Origin of the sequence: Phyllobacterium zundukense (assembly GCF_002764115.1) — a bacterium.
GTDB classification, from domain to species: Bacteria; Pseudomonadota; Alphaproteobacteria; order Rhizobiales; family Rhizobiaceae; genus Phyllobacterium; species Phyllobacterium zundukense.
The window spans coordinates 490,453-512,500 of the sequence record NZ_CP017940.1 but is presented as its reverse complement, the minus strand read 5'-3'; the positions used below and the strand labels follow the sequence as shown (position 1 = coordinate 512,500).

Here is a 22,048-nt window from a genome sequence, read left to right as displayed (position 1 = left end):
CGACGACCCCGATCCAGAAAAATCGCGATCGGCGGCGGCTGGATGTCTCCACCATGTTCAAGGATGGCGAACGCGACGTAATTCGCTCGATGCCGTTCGAATTTGTTCACATTGCCCTCGCCGAAGTTCACAACTCAAATCGCCGATATCCCGCTTTCAATCCACTCGACGTCTTTGCCGAGGCGAATGAGGGCACGGATCCGACACCGAAGACCGGGCTCATTTACGGCGCAAAAGTAGAGAGTGAAGTCAGCCTTCGAACCGTGGATTTCCCGCTTACCACGGCACAGTACGATCCCTCGGACGATCTGAGCGTCGATGAGGTGGAAGAAGTCGTCCGCAACACAGGCTCGCTATTGACCGATGGGGCCATTCAGGTGGCCTCGCTTCACTATGTTGATCCGCTGCGCTTCGGTACGGACGAGGATCCTTTCAATCTGCGCAATCCGCTGGCGGTAAAAATCATCCAGGAGAATGTCAGCGTTGCTCCACGCCTGCCCGAGGACGCGGAGAGTGCCGGTTATTCGGAAGAGCTCATTCCATTCCGCAGCGACAAGGACGTTTTGGCCGCGCTTAACGAGGCCGGCCATGAGAACGGTGACGCGACCGGCATGTCCGAGGCCATAGTCAAACTATTGAATTCCCCGCGCCTGAAGAGCGGCAGCGTTTTGCGGCTTGGCATCGAGTCGCAGAATAATGTCGACCGGATCATGCGCGCCAGTGTCTATAATGGCAGCACGCATATTCTGACGATCGCTCTCAACGACAGGGACCAGTACGTTCCTGCCGACGAGCCGGAAATGACGCCGGGTCTGCAAATAGCGTTTGACGACAATCCACCCGCCTCACGCCGGTCAGAGGATTTGCCGACGGTTTATGACGGTATCTACAGAGCTGGCATTGCCTATGGCATGACGGACTCCATGATCAAGCAGCTCATACGGATGCTGGCCTCCGATGTCGACTTTCAGTCACAACTCAGCCCCGCGGATCAGCTCGAAGCGCTGTTCTCATTGCCTGCGGATTCGGACAAGGCCGGTGACGAATCGGAAATTCTCTATGTTGCCGCGAATTTTGGCGGCGATCTCAAGAAATTCTATCGATTCCACGGCGAGGACGGCACTACGGATTATTACGACGAGAACGGCAAGAGCTCAAAGCAGTTCCTGTTGCGCAAGCCAGTGCCGAACGGCATCTTCCGTTCGCCCTTCGGCATGCGCCGTCATCCAATCCTTGGCTATTCGCGCATGCATACCGGTGTCGATTGGTCTGCTCCGCGCGGCACGCCGATCATTGCTGCAGGCAACGGCGTGGTTGAGCGGGCGGGCTGGACAAATGGTTATGGCAATCAAACCATTATCCGCCATTCCAATGGCTACGAAAGCAGCTATTCTCACCAGAACGCCATAGCCAGTGGCGTGACACCGGGAGCCCGCGTCCGGCAGGGTCAGGTCATCGGCTATCTCGGGTCAACCGGGCTTTCGACCGGACCGCATCTTCATTATGAAGTGATCGTCAACGGTTCGAAGGTCGATCCGATGCGCATTCGCCTGCCGAGCGGCGGCGCCCTCGATGGCGATGATCTGGTCGCCTTCAAACGCGAGCGTGAACGCATCGACCAATTGCTCAAGGAAGAAGACGCTAACGGCACCAAGGTCGCCGCGAGCGGCTAGCATATTCCGAAATCGTCTTCGATTTTAGAGAACGAGCGCCGGTATATGTCCTATTCCTGGAACTCGACCGTCACGCCCTTCTGCACAAGCTTTGACAGTTCCGTCGCATCCCAGTTGGTCAGGCGCACGCAGCCGTGACTGTTGGTCTTGCCGATCTTCGATGGTTCGGGCGTGCCGTGGATACCATAGGTGGGCTTCGACAGCGCGATCCAGACAGTCCCGACCGGCCCGTTAGGACCTGGCGGTATAGTCAGGACCGAGTTGTTCTCACCCTGCTTGAAGTTGATTTTCGGGTTGTAGGTATAGTTCGGATTGAGGGCAATCCGCTCCACCTGTACCGTGCCGGATGGAGAAGGTGTATCCGTCGAACCGATGGTCGCGGGATAGGCGACGATCAATTTCCCTTCCGCATTATAGCCGCGCACCTGCTTGCGTCCCTTGTCGGCGATGATTCGCGTCACGGCGCCGCCGGCATTCTGGCCCGTACTGGCAACCTGGACGGCAACGCCCGGCGTATTGAAATCGACGCCCGGGTTGATTTCCTTCAGGTAGTTTTCGTCCATATGGAACCGTTCGGCCAGCATTTCCGTGACGGATGTAAAAGCCATCCGCTCCAGTTGCGCCTTGTGGCTGTAGTCCTCGGGAATGGACGCGACAAACGGGTAAGCCGCATCTTCCGACGTGATCGTATAGGACACGAACGCCGGACCGCCAGTCTGTTCCAACGATGCGTTGATGCCTTCCTCATTGAGCGGATCGAATTTCTGCCCGGTCATTTCCTCGAAGGCTGCAACGGCCTTGTCGACATTGCCGCCCTTATGCCCGTCAATGACGCCAGGCGATACGCCGATTCGATCAAGCAAAACCTGTATGGCTGCAATCTTGGCTTTCGCGCCCTGCCCCTTGGGCAATTCTACGGTCGGCGCTGGATTTGGATGAACAGGTATCTGCTCCTGTTGCGGAGCATCGGTGAAACCGTCCGTTGGCGCCCCGGGCTCGATGAAGTTCGGATCGGACGGCATCAAGTCGGATTCGCCGTTGGCAGGCGGCAAAGGTTGACGATCGACACTGCCATAGTCGCGTTCGGAAGGCAGCGCCGACTGCTGCTCATAGGAGTCGCTCGGGCCGCCATAGGGATCTTGCGGAATCACGCCGGTGTCATAGGGATCCTGTGGCGCATCGGGAAAATAATCGCTCGACTGATCGTTTTGCGGCTCTTCCACCGAAACGATGCGCCCACGGCGGTCCACGGTGACTTTTCGGCCATACTCGTCGAAATAAGCCCGATAGGCTTCACGGCGCGGGCGGCGCTCGCGCGGTTCGAAGAGTTGCGCAACGTCATAAGACGCCTGATCGCTCACGGCCGGCGTGGCAATTTCAGCTGCTTGTCCGCTCACGGGGACTAGGGCACCTGCGGAAGCAACGAGCAACATTCCAAACAATGAATAATGATAAGACGCCATGCGGATCGCTTCCGGTTTTCGCTACTAACGCAACATTAAGCATAATTGACCGATTTTCCTGTCTTTATGGTTAATGCGCACACGCTTTTATCGTTGCATCTATCGGATGAACGAGACGTGAAAATGGCCGCCCTGTGGCGGCCATTTTCTTATTTTTCAGATTGGTTGGGGACCTTATGCCGCTTCGTCCTTCTCCCGATCGGGTGCGGACTTCACTGACTTGAAGTTCAGCCTGTCCGAGCCGGCCGTGATCTTGACGGTCGAGCCGTCCAGAATTTCGCCAAGCAGAATCTTCTCCGCCAGCGGGTCCTGAACCTGCTTCTGGATCACCCGCTTCAGCGGGCGCGCGCCATAGGCCGGATCATAGCCCTTTTCGGCAAGCCAGTTCGTCGCATCTTCGTCGATCTTGAGGACGATCTTGCGATCGGCCAAAAGCTTCTGCAGGTGCTCGAGCTGAATTGCCACGATCTTGCCCATCTCCTTGCGCTGCAGACGATGGAACAGAATGATCTCATCAACGCGGTTGAGGAATTCCGGCCTGAAAGACGCCCTGACGACGTTCATCACCTCATCGCGAACTTCCTCGACATCGTGACCTTCGGGCAAGCCGACAAGATATTCCGCGCCGAGATTCGACGTCATGATGATCAGAGTGTTGCGGAAATCGACCGTACGCCCCTGACCGTCGGTCAAGCGCCCGTCATCGAGTACCTGCAACAGCACGTTGAACACATCAGGATGGGCCTTTTCGATTTCGTCGAAGAGAACCACCTGATAGGGTCGACGCCGGACTGCCTCGGTCAAAGCACCGCCTTCTTCATAACCGACATAGCCGGGAGGCGCTCCGATAAGACGTGAAACCGAGTGCTTCTCCATATATTCCGACATGTCGAGGCGAACCATTGCCGTCTCGTCGGCGAACAGGAACGATGCGAGCGTTTTGGTCAGCTCGGTTTTACCGACACCCGTCGGGCCGAGGAAAATGAACGAGCCAATTGGCCTGTTCGGATCCTGCAAACCCGCACGCGCCCGGCGAATGGCCTTCGAGACGGCCTGTACCGCTTCGCCCTGACCGACGACACGCTTGGCGAGTTCGTCTTCCATGCGCAGCAGCTTTTCGCGCTCGCCCTCCAGCATCCGGTCAACCGGAATACCGGTCCATCGCGAAACGACCTGGGCGATATGATCCGGCGTGACGATTTCCTCTACCATCGAGGCCGAACCGTCATGCTGCTCGGCCTGTGCGAGCTCCTTCTCCAGTTGAGGGATCGTGCCATAGGCGAGCTCGCCTGCCTTCTGGAATTCACCGTTACGCTGAGCCGATGCAAGGGCATTGCGCGCATCGTCGAGCTGGCGTTTGAGGTCCGCTGCATGACCGAGTTTTTGCTTTTCCGCCTGCCAGGTATTGGTTATCGCCGTTGACTGCTCCTCGAGATCTGCGAGCTCCTTTTCCAGCCGATCGAGACGGTCGCGGGACGCGTCGTCTTTCTCGACCTTCAGGGCCTCGCGCTCGATCTTCAGCTGCATGATGCGACGGTCGATTTCATCCAGTTCTTCCGGCTTGGAATCAACCTGCATGCGAAGCCGCGCAGCCCCTTCGTCAATAAGATCGATTGCTTTGTCCGGCAGGAAGCGGTCAGTGATGTAGCGATTTGACAGGGTAGCCGCGGCGACAAGCGCCGAATCGGAAATACGAACCTTGTGGTGCTGTTCGTACTTTTCCTTCAGGCCGCGCAGGATCGAAATCGTATCCTCGACTGTCGGCTCGTCGACAAATACCGGCTGGAACCGGCGGGCAAGAGCCGCGTCCTTTTCAACGTGCTTGCGATATTCATCCAGCGTCGTCGCGCCAACGCAGTGCAACTCGCCGCGTGCAAGCGCAGGCTTCAACAGGTTCGAAGCATCCATGGCGCCTTCGCTCTTGCCGGCGCCGACAAGGGTGTGCATCTCGTCGATGAACAGGATGATGTCGCCATTGGCCGACGTGACCTCGGAAAGCACGCCTTTCAGCCGCTCCTCGAACTCGCCGCGATATTTGGCACCAGCAATGAGTGCACCCATATCGAGCGCCATCAATTGCTTGTCCTTCAGTGATTCCGGCACATCACCATTGACAATGCGCAGTGCAAGGCCTTCGGCAATCGCCGTCTTGCCCACGCCCGGCTCACCGATCAGCACCGGATTGTTCTTGGTACGCCGCGAAAGGACCTGGATAGTCCGGCGAATTTCGTCATCGCGGCCAATGACCGGGTCGAGCTTGCCCGACCGCGCATCAGCGGTCAGGTCGCGCGCATATTTCTTCAGGGCGTCATAGGTGTTCTCGGCAGAAGCTGAGTCAGCCGTCCGGCCCTTGCGGATATCATTGATAACAGCGTTCAGACCCGCGGGGGTAACCCCGGCGCGACTGAGGATTTCGGAAGTCTTTGCCGACTTTTCGATCGCCATTGCCGTCAAAAGACGTTCGACCGTGACAAAGCTGTCGCCGGCCTTCTTTGCGACTTCCTCGGCGGTCGTGAAAACCTTGGCCAAGGGCTGGGCAAGGTAAAGCTGGCCATTGCCGCCGGTCACTTTTGGCAGCGCATCCAGCGCGGCCTGCAATCCAAGGCGTACGTCTTCTACGCGCCCGCCTGCCCGTTCGATCAGGGATGCGGCAAGACCTTCCTCGTCATCGACCAGAACTTTCAGCAAGTGCTCCGGTGCAAATTGCTGATGATTGGAGGAGAGGGCAAAGGTCTGCGCCGACTGGATGAAACCGCGAACGCGCTCGGTGTATTTTTCAATGTTCATATGTGTCTCCTTTTCCCGAACGACCCTTAAGCGGCATCGTGCGGTGCGTTGGTGACGGGCCCCCTGCATGAGGCAGGCCCATTCATTATGGGCCGAATATGGGAATGTACTCTCAAGCACGCAAGATGGAAATTTCTGCTTTTATTATGCCTCATTGTGCTCTTCGTCTGGCCATCGATGAAGACCGGCGGTCACCGGAAGCGAGCCATTGGCAAGATCAGTATTGCGCGGTTCACCAAGCGCATGACGGAGCTGGTGGCGGATTTTCGAACGCCTACGTGAATTCGATCAAAAACCGCACCATCGGCAGCCTTCGCTCTAGCTTTCCCGCTTCATCTTCTCGCGGCGTGCCTGGGTCGGCTCCTTAAGGGCGAATGATCCGGTGCTGACAGATCCAGAACGCAGATAGGTGCTCATCGTGACCCCGGTCGTCGATGCTTTCGTATCGACAAGTTTCAACCCGGCAGGTATGGCGCCTTCGCCAAACATGCGTTTGCCGCGACCCAGTACGAGCGGAAAGACAAATAGATTGAATTGATCGATCAGGTCGTTTGCAAGCAGCGTCTGGATCAGTTGGCTGCTGCCCTGAATGAGCAGATCAGATCCATCCTGCTGCTTCAGCCGGGCGATTGCAGCCGCCACGTCACCGCCAATCGCCACCGAGTTTTTCCATGTGAGCGGCTCGGTCGACGAGGTTGCCACGTATTTGGTTACGGCATTGAACTTATCCGCGATAAAGTCACCCTCAATATAGGGCCAGTGCGCGGCAAAGATTTCGTAAGTCTTGCGGCCAAGCAGCAGATCAAAGGGCGCTGCCATGATCTCGCCCATGACCTTGCCCATTGGCTCGTCCCAATAATTGAACGTCCACCCGCCATGGGTAAAGCCGCCGGTTGGATCTTCGTCCGGCCCGCCCGGAGCCTGCATAACGCCGTCCAGACTCAAGAATGTTGTAGCAACGACTTTTCGCATTTTGCTTCTCCTTTTCGTTCCCCAGCCGGCAACTATTGGCCGAGGACTGTCGAAGGACGGTTGAGCGGACGTCAACCCGACACCTCAATCCAATTTTTCACAAGCTGCGGAGATGAGATAGCAACGCACGTGCGTAGTCATACGAAGAAGCGGGAGGGCGAGGAAGATCGTGTCGACCCTCGGCGCAGTGCACGAACCGGTGCGGGCTTCTATTCAAAGCATTACGCCACCCGCGGGTTCCCGCGGATGGCGCGAATTTCAGTTCGGTCCGATCAAACGTCGGATTCTACCGCCGCCCGGCGCTTCTTCACCTCAGCGACAATGCTAGCCGGTGAAAGATCGTTGGCGGTGTCCGGAGCAGCTGCAGCAGCAACGTTTTCTTCCGTAACCCGCGGTTCACGCGGACGAGCAGGACGACGGCCGCGCGGTGCGCGACGTGCCGGCTTTGCCTCGGCAGCTTCTTCGGATGCTTCAGGAGCGCTTTCGACAGATTGAACCTGCGGCTGGCGCTGGCTTACCGTGTCGTCGTCATAGGCGACTTCTGCGGGTGTACCCTCAATGATAGGCTGTGGGCCGCTGCCATTGATTGGCTGATGCATCACACGTTCTGGGCGCTCATGTCGCTCGGAACGTTCCTGCCTCTCCTGGCGCTCTGGACGTTCCTGACGCTCTTGGCGCTGGGGACGTTCTTGACGTTGGGAGAACTCCTGCTGGCGTTCCGGCAGCTCTTGACGATCGGAATCATTGCCGTTGCCGTTATTGCCCTCATCGTCAAAGCCGATATCATCATCCTGATCATCGCGATCATCACGATCGTCGCGCTGATACTGGACAGGCGCCTGAGCCTGCGCAGCGAGAATGATTCGATTATAGTGCTCTGCGTGCTGGAGATAGTTTTCAGCTATCACACGATCGCCTGCGCTCTGTGCATCCCGTGCAAGAGTAGTGTATTTTTCAGCGATGTGCTGAGCGTTCCCCCGGATTTTAACGTCGGGGCCGTTGCTCTCATAGTTGCGGGAAAGTGGGTTGGGACCTTTGCTGCGGTTATTGTTGTTACCGCGTCCGCGCATGCGCCTATTCTGCTGTACTGGCCTCATACTTATCTCTTTTCAGAAAATCAGGGGCGCTAATTTGCTCACCATTTGAGTCAAAAAGCTTCGCTTCTCAAGTGCCGACCTGAAGCGCGCCCCGCGCTTCAATCGCATCCAAAGTTCATAAAACTTTTGTGCTGCCGCAAAAACCATTTCTCCAAAGCTATTTCCGAAGAGAAATCAAACACCCAGAAATTTCCGTATCAATCGCTTGATAGGCAGAACCAGATTTGTTCGGTTTAGAGCGGTAAGCGGAAACTAGCTGTCTTCGCAGCAAATTCCAAGCCTTTTTTCAATCTTTTTACACTGGCGAGAACAATAATGCTCTTTCGTGCCCGCCAATATCCTTCTGGACGCCCATTAGCGCGAAATATTCTCCGGCGAAAATCGCCTCGACATCACGGCGTTGCCCAAAACCGATTTCCAGCGCAACGGCACCGCCTTGCCTGAGATATTGCCGGGAGTGTTCGGCAATGATTCGGTAGGGGGTGAGACCATCTTGCCCGCCGTCCAGCGCCCTGACCGGATCATGCAATACGACCTCACGTTGCAAGCCGGCTATCTCGAGCGACGGTATATAGGGCGGATTGGAAATTATCAGATCAAATGAACCGGTTACTTCGGAAAACCAGTCCGAACAAAGGGTCGCAAAACGATCCGATACACCGGCAAGATGGGCATTGGCGCGCGCCGTATCAAGGGCACCTTTCGAAATATCAACGCCCACCGCCCGCAATTGCCTGAACTGATCGAGCAGCGCCAGGGCGATGGCTCCCGTTCCCGTTCCAAGGTCGATTAGGTCGGCTACGCCGTGCTCTGCGATGCGTTGGCGCAGGAACGGGATCGCCAGTTCCACCAGTGCTTCGGTGTCCGGCCGAGGCTCCAGCGTGTCGGCGGACAGGGTGAGCTCGACTCCGAAAAAAGCGCGCTTGCCGATGATGCGATGCACCGATTCGCCATTGATTCGCCGGGTAAGGACTGTGCCTAGCTGCGCGAGAACCGCCTCGTCGATCGGGTGATTCGGGTTTCGGATCATTTCAAGCCGATCGCAGCCGGTGACCCACTCAACCAGAAGACGCGCATCGAGATCAGCGGTTTCGATGCCGGCGGTCGTGAGGCGAGCCCGGGCTTCTCGATGTACATCGCCGAGACGCGAACGGTCCCTGTTCATTGCCGTCAGAACCCTTCGTTCATCTGGGCAAGCAAGGCGGTCTGGTAGTCCGAAATCAGCGCGCCGATCAGCTCATCCAGGTCACCTTCCATGATGCGGTCGAGCTTGTAGAGCGTCAGGTTGATGCGATGATCGGTCACACGCCCCTGCGGGAAATTATAAGTGCGGATGCGCTCGGAACGATCGCCAGAACCGACCTGGCTGCGCCGCGCTTCGGATCGCTCGCTATCGGCCTTCTGCCGCTGCATGTCGAACAGGCGCGAACGCAGGACCTGCATGGCGCGGGCGCGGTTCTGGTGCTGCGATTTTTCGGCCTGCACAACGACGATGCCGGATGGAATATGCGTAATGCGAACGGCGGAGTCGGTCGTGTTAACGTGCTGCCCGCCCGAGCCCGACGCACGCATCGTATCGATGCGGATATCGTCGGGGCGGATATCGATGTCGATCTCCTCGGCTTCCGGCAAAACGGCAACCGTGGCAGCCGACGTGTGAATGCGGCCGCTTGCTTCCGTATCGGGAACGCGCTGCACCCGGTGCACGCCCGATTCGAACTTCAGCTTGGCGAAGACTCCCTTGCCTGAAACCATGGCGATGACTTCCTTGTAGCCGCCGGCTTCGCCGTCGCTCGCCGATATCAGCTCGACGCGCCAGCCGTTGGAAGCCGCATAGCGCTCATACATGCGGAACAGATCGCCGCCGAATAGTGCCGCTTCCGAACCGCCGGTACCGGCGCGGATTTCGAGGATCGCGTTGCGCTCGTCGGCCACATCCTTCGGCAGCAGCAGAACCTGGATATCCTTCTCCAGTTCCTCGATGCGCTCGTTGATTTCCGGCAGCTCCGCTTCCGCCAGTTCGCGCATGTCCTTGTCAGTCGATGCGTCGTTGAGCATGGATCTGAGATCGCTTGCTTCGTCGCGCGCACTGGTCAGGTCGCGGATTTTGGTGACGACCGGCTCAAGCTCGGAATATTCCGAGGCGAGCTTCACATAGGTGTCGGAATCGGGATTGCTCGCCATCTGCGTCTCCATCATGGAGAAACGCTTCAGCAGCTGATCCATACGATCCTGCGGAATGGACATTGTCTAAGCCTCTAAAGTGGAACGCCTGCTCGCTCTGCAAACTTGGTGAGAACGTGACGCAACGAACCCGTTTCGCCGTGATTATCGATCGCGTCATTCAGTTGCGCAGTGATCTCACTCACGTCAAGCGTGCCGAGCATGGCCTTGATTGGCCCAATCGAGGCCGGCGACATCGAGATCGACCGGAACCCAAGCCCGATCAGCGCCATGGCCGAAATGGGCTTGCCGGCCATTTCACCACAAAGCGTCACATCCGTGTGGTTGCGCTCACCTGCCTCGGCGATCTGGCGCAATACCCGCAGGAACGGCACCGAGAGATTGTCGAACCGGTTGGTGATGATGGAATTGCCGCGATCGACGGCCATGACGAACTGGAACAGATCGTTCGAGCCGACGGAAACAAAATCCACGTGCGCCATCAGTTCATCGAGCTGCCAGAGCAGCGACGGCACTTCGACCATGGCCCCGATCTTGACGCGCGTCGGCAGATCATAGGCGAAGCGGGACAGGTGCTGGACCTCGCGGTTGATCAGCTCGCTCGCCTTGCGCACTTCCGCCACTTCCGTGACCATCGGCAGCATCAGCCGGAGTTCGCGCCCGCCCGCAGCCTTGAGCAAAGCACGAACCTGTGTGCGCAGCAATCCCGGCCGGTCGAGCGTCAGGCGGATAGCCCGCCAGCCCATGGCCGGGTTTTCCTCGTTCACATTGCTGCGGAAATAAGGGAGCACCTTGTCTCCGCCAATATCGAGCGTGCGGAATGTGACAGGCCGGTCACCGGCTGCCTCAAGCACCGAGCGATACAACCGCTCCTGCTGTTCGGCACGCGGGAAGGTCGACGCCACCATGAACTGCAATTCGGTGCGGAACAGGCCAATGCCGGCCGCTCCCGCTTCCGCCAGTTGCGGCAGGTCGACCAGCAGGCCGGCATTCATCAACAGCGAAATATGTACGCCATCCTTGGTCAGCGAAGGCTGGTCGCGCAATTCCCTGTACAAAGCCTGGCGCTTGGCACGGAACTTGACCTTCTCCGAGTATGCCGCTTCGACGTCAGCCTGCGGGCGAAGGTGGACGCGGCCATCATCGCCATCGATGATCACGGCATCGTTGTTTTCCGCCATGGACACGACGCCTTTGACCTGACCGGCAACGGGAATGCCCATCGCGCGGGCGACGATCACCACATGGCTGGTCGCAGCGCCATCTTCGAGCACCAGGCCACGCAGGCGTTCGCGCGGATAGTCCAGCAACTCCGCCGCGCCCATGGAGCGGGCAATGATGATGGCATCCTTGGCCAGAGACCCGGCCATGGTCTTCACGTCGCGCCCCATCAACTGGCGCAGCAAACGGTTCGCCAGATCGTCGAAATCGCTCAGGCGTTCCCGCATATAGGGGTCGGTCAGGTGCATCATGCGAGCGCGTGTGTCGCTCTGCACTTTCTCGACAGCCGCTTCCGCTGTCAGGCCGTTGCGGATCGCCTCTTCGAGACGCCGCACCCAACCTGTGTCGTGCGCGAACATCCGGTAGGCTTCCAGCACCTCGCGGTGTTCGCCCTCGAATGCCACATCGCGGCGCGACAGCATGTCGTCGATCGAAATGCGCAAGGAACCGAGCGAATTTTCGAGCCGGTCGATTTCCGTATCGATGTTCTCGTTGAAAAGGTTGGTGACGACGATGCGCGGCTCGTGCAGAACCACATGGCCCAGGCCGACGCCATCATTGAACGCGCTGCCACTGAAGCTCATCGGCTTGCCGAGGTCGAGCTCCACGCCCGGACGGGCGAGCCGCGGGATCTCGCCAGCGGCAACCATTTCCGCCAGAACCATCGCCGTTGTCTCGAGCGCCTCGACTTCGTCCTCACGATAAACGCGCTTGGTCTTGTTCTGCACGACGAGAACGCCGAGCGTGCGCCCTGCCCGCAGGATCGGCACGCCGAGGAAGGAATTATAGATCTCTTCGCCCGTTTCCGGCAGATAGGCGAAGGCCGGATGGGTCTGCGCATCGGTGAGATTGAGCGGCCGCGCGCTGGCAGCAATGGTACCGACAAGGCCCTGCCCCAGACGCAATTGCGCCAAATGGACGGCGGACGGGTTCAAACCCTCGGTAGCATAGAGTTCGAGCACACCGTCGGAGCGCAGCACATAAAACGAGCACACTTCCGCGACCATGTTCTGCGCGATTTCGCGAACAATGCGGTCAAGCCTCTCCTGTGGCTCAAGAGCCTCCGCCATCAGTTCGCGGAGGCGCTTCAGCATGACACGGGGGCCGCTTATCTGCTCGCGCGTGGGCACTTGGAGCCTTTCTCCATAACAATATTGGCAAGGCCGGAATGGCCTCACCAAATCAGTCGATCCATCATGTCAGCCAGCGAAGATGCCGACAAACAGAATCTCGATTTCTAATGCTTATCCAGACCGTAGACGGAATGCAAAGTGCGCACGGCAAGTTCCGCATAGGGACCATCAATTAGAATGGAAATCTTGATTTCCGAAGTGGTGATGGCGCGGATGTTGATGCCCTTGTCGGCGAGCGCACGGAAAGCCGTCGCAGCAACGCCCGCATGACTGCGCATGCCGATACCGATGACCGAGACTTTGACCATGCCGGCTTCCGACTGGATGATGTCGCAGCCGATCTCGGCCTTGACCTTTTCCAGGACGACCAGCGCCTTGTCGAGATCGCCCGACGGTACGGTGAACGTCATGTCGGTCTTGGTGCCATCTTCCGAGACATTCTGGACGATCATATCGACGTTGATATGCGACTCGGCGAGCGGGCCAAAAATAGCGGCGGATATGCCGGGGCGATCAGCAACGCGACGCAGCGAAATCTGCGCTTCGTCCTTGGCGTAGGCAATTCCTGTGACAACCTGCTGTTCCACGATTTCTTCCTCGTCGCAAATAAGTGTTCCGGGCGGATTGATCAGATCACCCATGCCCGGCGCATCGGGGTCTTCGAAACTGGATCTGACAAATGTGCGCACTTTGTGCACCATGGCAAGCTCGACGGACCGCACTTGCAACACTTTGGCGCCAAGCGAGGCCATTTCAAGCATTTCTTCAAACGAGATGCGCGACAGACGCCGTGCCTTCGGCTCCACCCGAGGATCGGTCGTGTAGACACCGTCCACATCCGTATAGATATCGCATCGATCGGCCTTCACCGCAGCCGCGATGGCGACCGCGCTGGTATCGGAGCCGCCGCGACCAAGCGTCGAGATGCGGTTGTCCGGCCCGATGCCCTGGAATCCGGAAATGACAGCCACCTGCCCCTCTTGAAACCGTTCGATCAGGAAGGAGCCATCGATCTCAAGGATTCGTGCTGCGCCATGCGCATTGTCGGTCTTGATCGGTATCTGCCAGCCCTGCCACGAGCGCGCGTGCACGCCCATCGCCTGCAAGGCGATCGCAAGCAGACCGGCAGTCACCTGCTCGCCGGAGGCGACGATGGCATCGTATTCGCGCGCATCATGCATCGGCGATGTCTGGCGGGTCCAGGCCACGAGCTCATTGGTCTTCCCGGCCATGGCGGAAACGACGACGGCAACCTCGTGGCCTGCGTCGACTTCACGTTTGACGTGACGGGCCACATTACGGATGCGGTCGATATCGGCCACCGAAGTGCCACCGAATTTCATCACAATGCGTGCCATGGGAAGGTACCGTTCTGGAATGCCTGAAATTGGATTGGCAACGAACCGCTCAAAAGAAGCAGCCCGTTGCCAAATGAATGCGGCCTCCCATAACGAAATAATGACGTAACTGCAAGAACGCGGGACGATTCGCGCCTTGACATTTTTTGCCGGAAGAGGCCTCTCGGAAACAATAGTGAGGATAGGCGATGGCGACAACAGAGCGCAGTACAATCGATGCCGCAGAAGTCGAGCGCTTTTCGCGCATGGCGGCCGAGTGGTGGAACCCGCAAGGCAAGTTCCGTCCCCTGCACAAGTTCAATCCGACGCGGCTTGCCTATATCAAGGAAAAGGTCTGCGCCCATTACGGCATCGATCCGAACAAACCGACGCCGTTTTCGGGCTTGCGGATTCTGGATATCGGCTGCGGTGGTGGTCTTCTTTGCGAGCCCATGGCACGTCTCGGCGCAACGGTCGTAGGCGCCGATGCCGGCGAAACCAACATCGAAGTGGCCAGGATCCACGCGGCGCAAAGCGGCCTCTCGATCGATTACCGGGCCACGACCGCGGAAGCCCTCGCGGAAGCCGGAGAGCAGTTCGACATTGTCCTCAACATGGAAGTCGTCGAGCACGTCGCCGATGTTGATCTCTATATGTCGGCCTGTTCGCAGATGGTGAAGCCCGGCGGCATGACCTTTGTCGCCACCATCAACCGGACATTGAAGGCACTCGGTCTTGCCATTTTCGGCGCCGAATATGTCCTGCGCTGGTTGCCGCGCGGCACACACCAATACGAAAAGCTCGTCCGTCCTGAAGAGCTCGAAACCGCCTTGGTGCGTGCCGGCCTTGAGATCGTCGAAAAGGTCGGCGTGACCTACAATCCCTTTGCCGACAGCTGGAATCGCTCGAACGACACCGATGTCAACTATATGGTTCTTGCAATAAGGCCCTAAGCGGCCTTGGCTGCCATGCGCTGGGCTTTCGTGGTCATCAGAACGCCGATCGTGATGATGACCGCCCCTACCCAGGTCGCGAGCTGGTACACTTCCCCGAGGAACAGCGTTCCGGCAAGCAGGGCGACCGCTGCTCCCACATATCCGATCTGGCTGAGATAAACCGGTCCACCGACCGCCTGAAGCCGAAAATAAAGCGCAAACATGCAGGCAGAGGCCAGGACCTGGAAGAACACCAGCCATGGCACATCGCCGAGTGGTGCTACCGGGAACGCGCCAGTCATGTAGAAAATCACCGGGATAAGCAGCAGCGCCGTCGTCAAATGACTACCCGCCGCAAGCTCGGTCGGATCGGCGCCATCCGGCCAGTCGATGGTGCGATAGACATTACCCAGTGCAAGCAGCACGGGGATGAGCAGGCCGATACCCACCCAGAGAGGATCGGCAGGCTGGCCGACCTGGCCACGCGTAAAACCAACGAGAACGGCCCCCGCAAACCCCACAAATATGCCAAGCAGGCCGAGAAGATTGGGCCTGCGCATCTTGAACAGAATCGACAGCAGCAGCGTGAACACCGGCGACAGCGTGTACATGATCCCGGTATAGCCGGATCCAAGATGCGGAATTGCCGACAGGGTCATGAAGTTGGGTATCGCGTAAGAGATAAGCGCGGTGATGACGTAGTAGCGCAGCATACGCGAACTGACACGTGGGCGTTTTCCCATAACGAGGAATGCCGTCAGAAGCACGGTTCCCGCACCGGTCGAGATGACGAATGCCCAGAGCGACGGTGTTATACCCGCCGCGAATGCCAGTTTGCCGAACGGCAGCGTCAATCCGAGAAACGTGCCCGTCAAGACAAGCAACACCGCGGCGGAATTCAGAAATGACATGGGGGAATCATCCGATGGGGTTCAGTTCGAGCTGAGCACCATAGAGATCGGATTTAACCGGGCAAGATCAATTGTGGTCTTCCGGAAAGACGGGAAGCGGCATGACATCGACACCATCCTCGAGCAGGGATTTGACCTCCTCACCGGTAGCTTCGCCATAAATGCCGCGTTTTTCGACCTCGCCGAAATGAATCTTGCGGGCTTCCTCGGCAAAGTCACTGCCGACATAATCGGCATTCTCGCGGACTTTCTGTGCCATTTCCTTGAGCTCCGTGACCATTTTGCTCATGGCGACGGCGATCTTTTCCTTTTGCCGGCCGGTCGTGACAGAGGGTGCCATCAACGCCTTCTCGACCTTGTGCGAATTGCAAACCGGACACGTTACGAGGTGCTTTTCGGCCTGCGTATCAAAATCATCATTGCTTCGAAACCAGCCTTCAAAGTCATGGTCATGGTCGCAATGAAGGGAAAAACGGATCATGACGCTACCGAATGTCTTTCGCTCTGGCCGTCATTCTCAACGACCAGTCCAAACGGGCGCGCATTCTTGAGATTCGGGACCTTCGAGCGGGCGGCGGCGCTCAATGCCGGATCGATATCCGCAACAATGACCGCGGGCTCCGCATGATCGGCTTCCGCAAGAATTTCGCCCCAGGGTGCGACGATCATCGAATGACCATAGGTTTCGCGGCCGTCCTCATGGACACCACCCTGCGCGGCCGAGACCATGAACGCACCGTTTTCGATTGCGCGAGCGCGCTGCAGCACATGCCAATGCGCCTCACCGGTCTGGCGGGTAAAGGCGGCGGGCGCGGTAATCACCGACGCACCGGCCAAAGCCTGTGCGCGGAACAATTGCGGGAAGCGCACATCGTAGCAGATCGCAAAACCAAGGCGTGCGAAGGGTAGATCGATCACCACAGTGTCGGCACCCGGCGCGTAGACGGCCGATTCCCGCCAGCTCTCGCCATTGTCCAGATCGACGTCGAACATATGGATCTTGTCATAGCGGGTAAGGATATTGCCATCCGGGCCGAACAGAAAAGCCCGGTTGGCGATCTTGCCGTCGTCGCGGGCGATAGCCGTTGAGCCGATATGAAGATGAATTCCATGCTTGGCTGCGAGTTCTGAAGCGGTGCGAACGATGACATCGTCGTTCTCAGCCTTCAAGACACTCGCGAGCGCCTTGCGATCCCGTTGCAGAGCGCCGGTCATTTCGGGCGTCTGGACATAAACCGCGCCTTTTGCCACCGCCTCCGCAACGTAGCGGGCGAGATCGGCGGCGTTGCGCTGCGGGTCCACGCCCGAGCGCATCTGGATGGCGGCTGCACGAAATGAACTCATATCATCATCCTTGTGCCAGTTCGCCCGTCTTCAACAGGATGTCGAGACGGCCCTGATTTTCCAGCGCATAAAGGTCGTCGCAGCCTCCAACATGGGTTTTGCCGACGAATATCTGCGGAAAGGTTGAGCGGCCATTGGCGCGCGCCAGCATTTCCTGCCGCGCTGTAGGCTCGATCGTCGCATTATACTCAACGAAGGTCACGCCTTTTTCCGAAAGAAGACCCTTGGCGGCTGTACAATAGCCGCAACCGTTACGCGTATAGATTGTTACATCAACCATCCAAATACTCCATATTCTCTCCCTATATAGGCATCAAAACTTCAGGCGAAAAGACCCGTTCTTTCTGCCGAAACCGGGTCAAACAGACAATTCTTTCGACATGACCCGGCCAAAAGTCAGAACATCGACATTCGCTGCGCCGCTTCTGAGCAAGGCGCGTGAAGCCGCTTTTACGGTTGCTCCCGTTGTATAGACATCATCTATCAGCAGGACATCGCGCCCGCGCACCTTGATTTCCTGTGCATCAGGCACTCTGAATGCGCCGCGAACGTTGGCGACGCGCTCATTTGCACCGAGCCCCACCTGCTGCCGGGTTTGCCTGACGCGCCTCAGTGCGTCCGGATCAAACGGTTTGCCGCTCATCTCGCCAGATGACGGGCAAGTTCTGCCGATTGATTGAACCGGCGGAACCAGAACCGCCGCGCATGCAGAGGCACGGGCACCATGATATCGCAATCGCTGAGCAATTCACTGCCTGCCCGCATCATCCAGCCCGCCATCCAGGGACCAAGATCGGTGCGGTCATTATATTTGAGGCGGTGTACCATATCGCGGATAACACCCTCGTGCACCGCGACGGACCTCGCGCGGCGAAACGGTGGCGGATCGGCAATGGCCTCGGCGGAAAGAATTTCGGCGCCGAGGTCATGGCTGAAAGGGATGCCGAGCACGGGGCAATAGGGCTTTTCGATAAAGCGGACCCTCGACCAGCAGGCGCCGCACAGGTTCCGGGTTCAGCGACGTGCCTGTCGCATCCTGCACAAACCGGCGGAAACAACAGCCCGAAAAGCTGATTTGTCACGGCGCGTGTGAAAAGACGTGCAGTTGTTCCAACAGTTTTCATTGCAATTCCACCCGGGGCGACGCATCTACCCAATCAACTATACAGTTATCAGAGAAGTTCGGAATGGATCGGCATCAGGTCTTCGATCGAAATCTATTGCTTCAAAGACGCCTGCGCGCCCTAAAGCAACACGGAAACTCTGCGGATTTCCTGCTTTCCCGCGCTGCCGACGATCTCGAGGAGCGCCTTTCGGCGGTTGAGCGCAATTTCGACGTTGCCGTCGATCTGGCAAGCCATACGGGGCTCGTCGCACAGGCATTGCAACGATCGGGCAAAGCCGCAACAATCGTGCGTGTCGAGCAGGATGCACAGTTTCTTGGCGGTGGATTTCCGGCGGTCGTCGCCGATGAGGAGGTGCTTCCGCTCAAATCTGCGAGCATTGACCTGATCGTCTCGCTGCTCTCCCTGCACCTGACCAACGATACCCCGGGCACGCTTTTGCAAATCCGCCGTGTGCTGAAACCAGACGGCTTGTTCCTCGGCGCCATGGTTGGCGAAAACACGCTGACGGAACTGCGCGAATGCCTGATCGCGGCAGAAAGCGAAATCCTGGGCGGTGCCTCGCCGCGCGTGGCACCCTTTGCCGATGTCCGGGATGCCGGCGGCCTGTTGCAGCGGGCCGGGTTCACCCTGCCTGTCACTGACATCGAAACCTATACGGTGCGCTATGATTCTGCCTTCGCCCTGATGCGCGACCTGCGCGCCATGGGCATGCAAAATATTCTGCTCGGCCGGTCGCGGCGGCCCCTGACGCGGCATTTCTTCCTGCGTGTCGCTGAAATCTATGCGGAACGCTTCAGCGATCCCGATGGCCGGATCAGGGCGACATTCTCTTTCATCTGGATGTCCGGGTGGGCGGCGCATGAATCGCAGCAGAAGCCGCTGAAGCCGGGCTCGGCAAAAGCCTCGCTCGCCGATTTCCTCAAGGACGTGGACTCGCTCGAAAAGAAGTGAAGAGATCGAAAGATCTTTCAGCAGTCGCCGGTTTTCGACCCGTCACTGTTGAGGATGCAGACCGCATTGGGTGACCGCTGCAGCACGCTGCGGCGAACCGTGTAGGTCGAAGCCGTTGGCTCGGCCTTTTTGATCGATCCCGTCGATATCTCGTCGATCGAGCGCCCAGTCGAATAGTCTACGACGGCCTGGGTACCGCGATCGGCGAGCGGTGCTATGATCAACGCCAGCGCAATGGCTGCGGAACCGAACAACAGCGTGATCCGCAACAGACCCATCCCTGCGCCTGCGAGAGTTCTCGACAGCAACAGATCGTCATCGCGATAATCGTTCTTGCGCCCCATGCCCCACCTGAAAATGCGTCTTCGGAATTATCTAAAAGTCGCTCAATCAAGTGAAGGAGTCATTAATGATTGGCAAAGAATGCAGTTTCAGGTTGTGAACCAGGGAAAATTCACAGGAGATCTATCAGGAAGGGAATGAGCGGGATGTCGGCAGGCGGCATGGGATAATCGCGCATTTCCTTCGGTTTCACCCACTTCAGCACCTGCCCTTCCACCCCAAGCGGGATGCCTTCATAGCGCCGGCAGATGAAGAGCGGCATCAGCAGATGGAACGTCTCGTATGTATGACTGGCAAATGTCAGCGGCGCGAGGCAGTCCGGTTTGACCGTAATGCCGAGTTCCTCGTGCAATTCGCGGATCAGGCTTTCTTCCGGCGTTTCGCCCGGATCGACCTTGCCGCCCGGGAATTCCCACAGGCCGGCAAGCGACTTGCCTTCCGGACGTTGCGTCAGCAGCACCCTGCCGTCGGCATCAACCAGCGCGCAGGCCGTGACCAGTAGAATCGGATGCGACACGTTTTTACTCATTTCTCCGGCGCCTGCCTGTAGGCGTACCGGTAGGCTTCGTGGAAGCCCATTTGCTCATACAGCGCAATGGCACCCGTATTGGCTACTTCCACCTGCAGCCAGGCCTTTTTGGCACCGTGTTGCATGGCCCACTTCAACGCTGATTGAATGATCGTGCGACCGAGCCCGACGCGGCGCCGGTTTGCTGCCGTTCCGATGTTGAACAATCCGGCCAATGCACCATCATGCACGCAGATCGCCGTCGAAACCGGCACAGCACCCTCTTCGATGACAAACAGGCCCTTCGATGGCCGAATGGCATTGATGACCTCGAACAGGCCCGGTTTCAGAGCGGAATTCTCACCCTGAACCTGCAATGAAGCGTCGATGAACCGGCCGATATCCTTCAGCGGGATCTGGTCGATCGCATCGGAGAGATCGACATTTGCCAGATCGACGGTCATGACCATTGATTCATCGAAGCGTGCCCAACCCAGATCGTCGAGATACTGGTCAAGTTCCTTGGGTGCGAGCGGCGACAGGCGGAAAACGGGGGGCCTGCCATAGGCGCGAAACCGCTGCGCAGCCCGTGTCACTCGCTGCTGCATATTGTCGATGTCGCCGGGATCGAGCGGATTGACGGAGTTCAGGCGCTTGGACGGATGGCTCGCCGTCATGCGGATGGCCCAGCTTCCGTCATAATGGACGGAGGAAGCAGGCCAGGCCCGGAATCCAACCGCCTCAATCTGCCTGATCTGCGCCAATTGCATGCATTATCCTCAGAAAGTGTCTCAGCTACGGTAATCGCCGTTGATCGCCACATATTCCTTGGTCAGGTCGCAGGTCCAGACAGTCGCCTTGCCTTTGCCCAGACCGATATCGACACGGATACTGATATCCTGGTTCTTCATATAGGCGGATGTCGCTTCTTCCGAATAGTCGGGATCGCGCTCGCCTTCGCGGGCAACGCGAATATCGCCGAACCAGATCGCAAGGCGGTCCCGGTCTGCCGGTTCGCCGGCCTTGCCAACGGCCATGACGATACGGCCCCAATTGGCGTCCTCGCCAGCCGCAGCCGTCTTGACCAGCGGCGAATTGGCAATCGATAGCGCAATACGCTTGGCCGAGCGCGCCGAGGTCGCGCCGGTCACCGTGATTTCCAGCATCTTGCGCGCGCCCTCGCCGTCACGCACGACCTGCAGGGCCAGATTCTTCAACACACGGTCGAGCGCCTTGCTGAAACCCTTCAGCCGCTTGTCCTTGACCTTTGTTACGCGTTCCGCGCCGCGCTCGGCAGCAGAACCCGTGGCAAAGAGCAGCAAGGTGTCGGATGTCGATGTATCGCTGTCGACGGTCACGGAATTGAAGCTCTTGCCCACTGACTTCGATAGCAGCTCTTGCAGAACATCCGATTCGATCGGCGCGTCGGTCGCAACAAAGGACAGCATCGTCGCCATGTCCGGCGCGATCATGCCGGCGCCCTTGGCAATGCCGTTGATTGTCACCGGAACCCCGCCGAGCAGAACCGTTTCCGTTGCAACCTTCGGAAACGTATCGGTCGTCATGATGGCGCTGGCCGCATCCTGCCAGCGCTCGGCGGCGGCATTCTTCGTCATGTCACCGAGAAGATGGCTAAACTTTCCAGCATCAAGCGGCTCGCCAATCACCCCGGTCGAGGCGAGGAAGACTTCGCCAGGCTTGCACCCGACGGCCTTTGATGCAGCCGCGGCGGTCAGCTTGGTCGATTCCCGTCCTTTTTTTCCCGTAAATGCATTGGCATTGCCGGAATTGACGACCACGGCGCGCGCTTTGCCGCCAACCAGGCTGTCACGGCAAAAATCCACGGCTGCCGACGGGCATTTTGACCGGGTAAATACTCCCGCAACCGCAGCAGGCTTGTCAAAAACAATCATCAGAACATCGGTCCGGCCCTTGTACTTGATGCCGGCTTCAGCGGTAGCGATCCTTGCTCCGCGAATTTCCGGCATGGCGGGATAATGTTTCGGAGCCAGCGGAGAGACAGATGTAGACATTGATTACCTCGAAGAGCGGCTTTGACAAGG

General features: G+C 58.3%; 19 protein-coding genes and 1 pseudogene (1 of these 20 cut by a window edge). 3 read left to right on the top strand and 17 right to left on the bottom strand.

The window, feature by feature from the left end; translation table 11 throughout:
- Positions 1–1,673, top strand: the 3' portion of a protein-coding gene (locus tag BLM14_RS02555; RefSeq protein WP_099997961.1) for a M23 family metallopeptidase. 280 nt of this gene lie to the left of the window's left edge; only the last 1,673 of its 1,953 coding nucleotides appear in the window; its start codon lies beyond the left edge, outside the window; its stop codon occupies positions 1,671–1,673.
- A 50-nt stretch (positions 1,674–1,723) separates the two neighbouring features.
- Here the strand turns inward: BLM14_RS02555 and BLM14_RS02550 are convergent, their stop codons facing one another.
- The 8 genes from BLM14_RS02550 to BLM14_RS02515 form a co-directional block, all read right to left on the bottom strand.
- A complete protein-coding gene (locus BLM14_RS02550; RefSeq protein ID WP_418314216.1) occupies positions 1,724–3,106 on the bottom strand; it encodes a L,D-transpeptidase in 1,383 nt (460 codons plus the stop codon).
- A 204-nt stretch (positions 3,107–3,310) separates the two neighbouring features.
- Positions 3,311–5,923 carry an ATP-dependent chaperone ClpB gene (clpB, locus tag BLM14_RS02545; RefSeq protein ID WP_099997959.1) on the bottom strand — a complete coding sequence of 871 codons (2,613 nt, stop codon included), beginning with the start codon at positions 5,921–5,923 and terminating at the stop codon, positions 3,311–3,313.
- Between the two features lie 318 nt (positions 5,924–6,241).
- Positions 6,242–6,895 carry a dihydrofolate reductase family protein gene (locus BLM14_RS02540; RefSeq protein WP_099997958.1) on the bottom strand — a complete coding sequence of 218 codons (654 nt, stop codon included), beginning with the start codon at positions 6,893–6,895 and terminating at the stop codon, positions 6,242–6,244.
- A gap of 272 nt (positions 6,896–7,167) precedes the next feature.
- A complete protein-coding gene (locus BLM14_RS32610; protein ID WP_099997957.1) occupies positions 7,168–7,992 on the bottom strand; it encodes a DUF4167 domain-containing protein in 825 nt (274 codons plus the stop codon).
- 295 nt (positions 7,993–8,287) lie between these two features.
- Positions 8,288–9,157 (bottom strand): peptide chain release factor N(5)-glutamine methyltransferase, encoded by an 870-nt coding sequence (gene prmC, locus BLM14_RS02530; RefSeq protein WP_099997956.1) that lies wholly within the window; start codon positions 9,155–9,157, stop codon positions 8,288–8,290.
- A gap of 5 nt (positions 9,158–9,162) precedes the next feature.
- Complete coding sequence (gene prfA, locus BLM14_RS02525; RefSeq protein WP_099997955.1) at positions 9,163–10,239, bottom strand: peptide chain release factor 1; 1,077 nt, start codon at positions 10,237–10,239, stop codon at positions 9,163–9,165.
- An 11-nt stretch (positions 10,240–10,250) separates the two neighbouring features.
- Positions 10,251–12,491, bottom strand: a complete 2,241-nt coding sequence (ptsP, locus tag BLM14_RS02520; protein WP_100000992.1) for a phosphoenolpyruvate--protein phosphotransferase — start codon at positions 12,489–12,491, stop codon at positions 10,251–10,253.
- A gap of 143 nt (positions 12,492–12,634) precedes the next feature.
- Positions 12,635–13,888, bottom strand: a complete 1,254-nt coding sequence (locus tag BLM14_RS02515) for an aspartate kinase (RefSeq protein ID WP_099997954.1) — start codon at positions 13,886–13,888, stop codon at positions 12,635–12,637.
- 188 nt (positions 13,889–14,076) lie between these two features.
- Between BLM14_RS02515 and ubiG the strand changes: the two genes are divergently transcribed.
- Positions 14,077–14,820: a bifunctional 2-polyprenyl-6-hydroxyphenol methylase/3-demethylubiquinol 3-O-methyltransferase UbiG gene (gene ubiG, locus BLM14_RS02510; protein ID WP_099997953.1), complete on the top strand. Its 744-nt coding sequence runs from the start codon at positions 14,077–14,079 to the stop codon at positions 14,818–14,820.
- On the opposite strand, the gene BLM14_RS02505 is transcribed toward ubiG, so the two are convergent.
- The 5 genes and pseudogenes from BLM14_RS02505 to BLM14_RS02485 all read right to left on the bottom strand — a co-directional run bounded on the left by BLM14_RS02505 (position 14,817) and on the right by BLM14_RS02485 (position 18,181).
- On the bottom strand, positions 14,817–15,713 hold the full coding sequence (locus BLM14_RS02505) for a DMT family transporter (RefSeq protein ID WP_099997952.1): 897 nt from the start codon (positions 15,711–15,713) through the stop codon (positions 14,817–14,819). The genes ubiG and BLM14_RS02505 overlap by 4 nt on opposite strands.
- A 67-nt stretch (positions 15,714–15,780) precedes the next feature.
- Positions 15,781–16,194, bottom strand: a complete 414-nt coding sequence (locus BLM14_RS02500; protein ID WP_099997951.1) for a DUF1178 family protein — start codon at positions 16,192–16,194, stop codon at positions 15,781–15,783.
- Positions 16,191–17,057 (bottom strand): carbon-nitrogen hydrolase family protein, encoded by an 867-nt coding sequence (locus BLM14_RS02495; protein ID WP_099997950.1) that lies wholly within the window; start codon positions 17,055–17,057, stop codon positions 16,191–16,193. The genes BLM14_RS02500 and BLM14_RS02495 overlap by 4 nt, the downstream gene beginning before the upstream one ends.
- A 4-nt stretch (positions 17,058–17,061) precedes the next feature.
- On the bottom strand, positions 17,062–17,337 hold the full coding sequence (gene grxC / locus BLM14_RS02490) for a glutaredoxin 3 (protein ID WP_099997949.1): 276 nt from the start codon (positions 17,335–17,337) through the stop codon (positions 17,062–17,064).
- 78 nt (positions 17,338–17,415) lie between these two features.
- Positions 17,416–18,181: pseudogene (locus BLM14_RS02485) on the bottom strand (ComF family protein).
- A gap of 63 nt (positions 18,182–18,244) precedes the next feature.
- Here BLM14_RS02485 and BLM14_RS02480 point away from each other — a divergent pair.
- On the top strand, positions 18,245–19,135 hold the full coding sequence (locus BLM14_RS02480; RefSeq protein ID WP_099997948.1) for a methyltransferase domain-containing protein: 891 nt from the start codon (positions 18,245–18,247) through the stop codon (positions 19,133–19,135).
- Positions 19,136–19,152: 17 nt separating this feature from the next.
- Here BLM14_RS02480 and BLM14_RS02475 read toward each other — a convergent pair whose 3' ends face one another.
- From BLM14_RS02475 to argJ, 4 genes are all read right to left on the bottom strand, one after another.
- Positions 19,153–19,479, bottom strand: a complete 327-nt coding sequence (locus BLM14_RS02475) for a hypothetical protein (RefSeq protein ID WP_099997947.1) — start codon at positions 19,477–19,479, stop codon at positions 19,153–19,155.
- A gap of 110 nt (positions 19,480–19,589) precedes the next feature.
- A complete protein-coding gene (locus BLM14_RS02470) occupies positions 19,590–20,006 on the bottom strand; it encodes a (deoxy)nucleoside triphosphate pyrophosphohydrolase (protein WP_099997946.1) in 417 nt (138 codons plus the stop codon).
- Positions 20,003–20,755, bottom strand: a complete 753-nt coding sequence (locus tag BLM14_RS02465) for a GNAT family N-acetyltransferase (protein WP_099997945.1) — start codon at positions 20,753–20,755, stop codon at positions 20,003–20,005. Before BLM14_RS02465 ends, BLM14_RS02470 begins: the two co-directional genes overlap by 4 nt.
- A 21-nt stretch (positions 20,756–20,776) precedes the next feature.
- Positions 20,777–22,018 carry a bifunctional glutamate N-acetyltransferase/amino-acid acetyltransferase ArgJ gene (argJ, locus tag BLM14_RS02460; RefSeq protein ID WP_099997944.1) on the bottom strand — a complete coding sequence of 414 codons (1,242 nt, stop codon included), beginning with the start codon at positions 22,016–22,018 and terminating at the stop codon, positions 20,777–20,779.
- Positions 22,019–22,048: the final 30 nt, after the last annotated feature.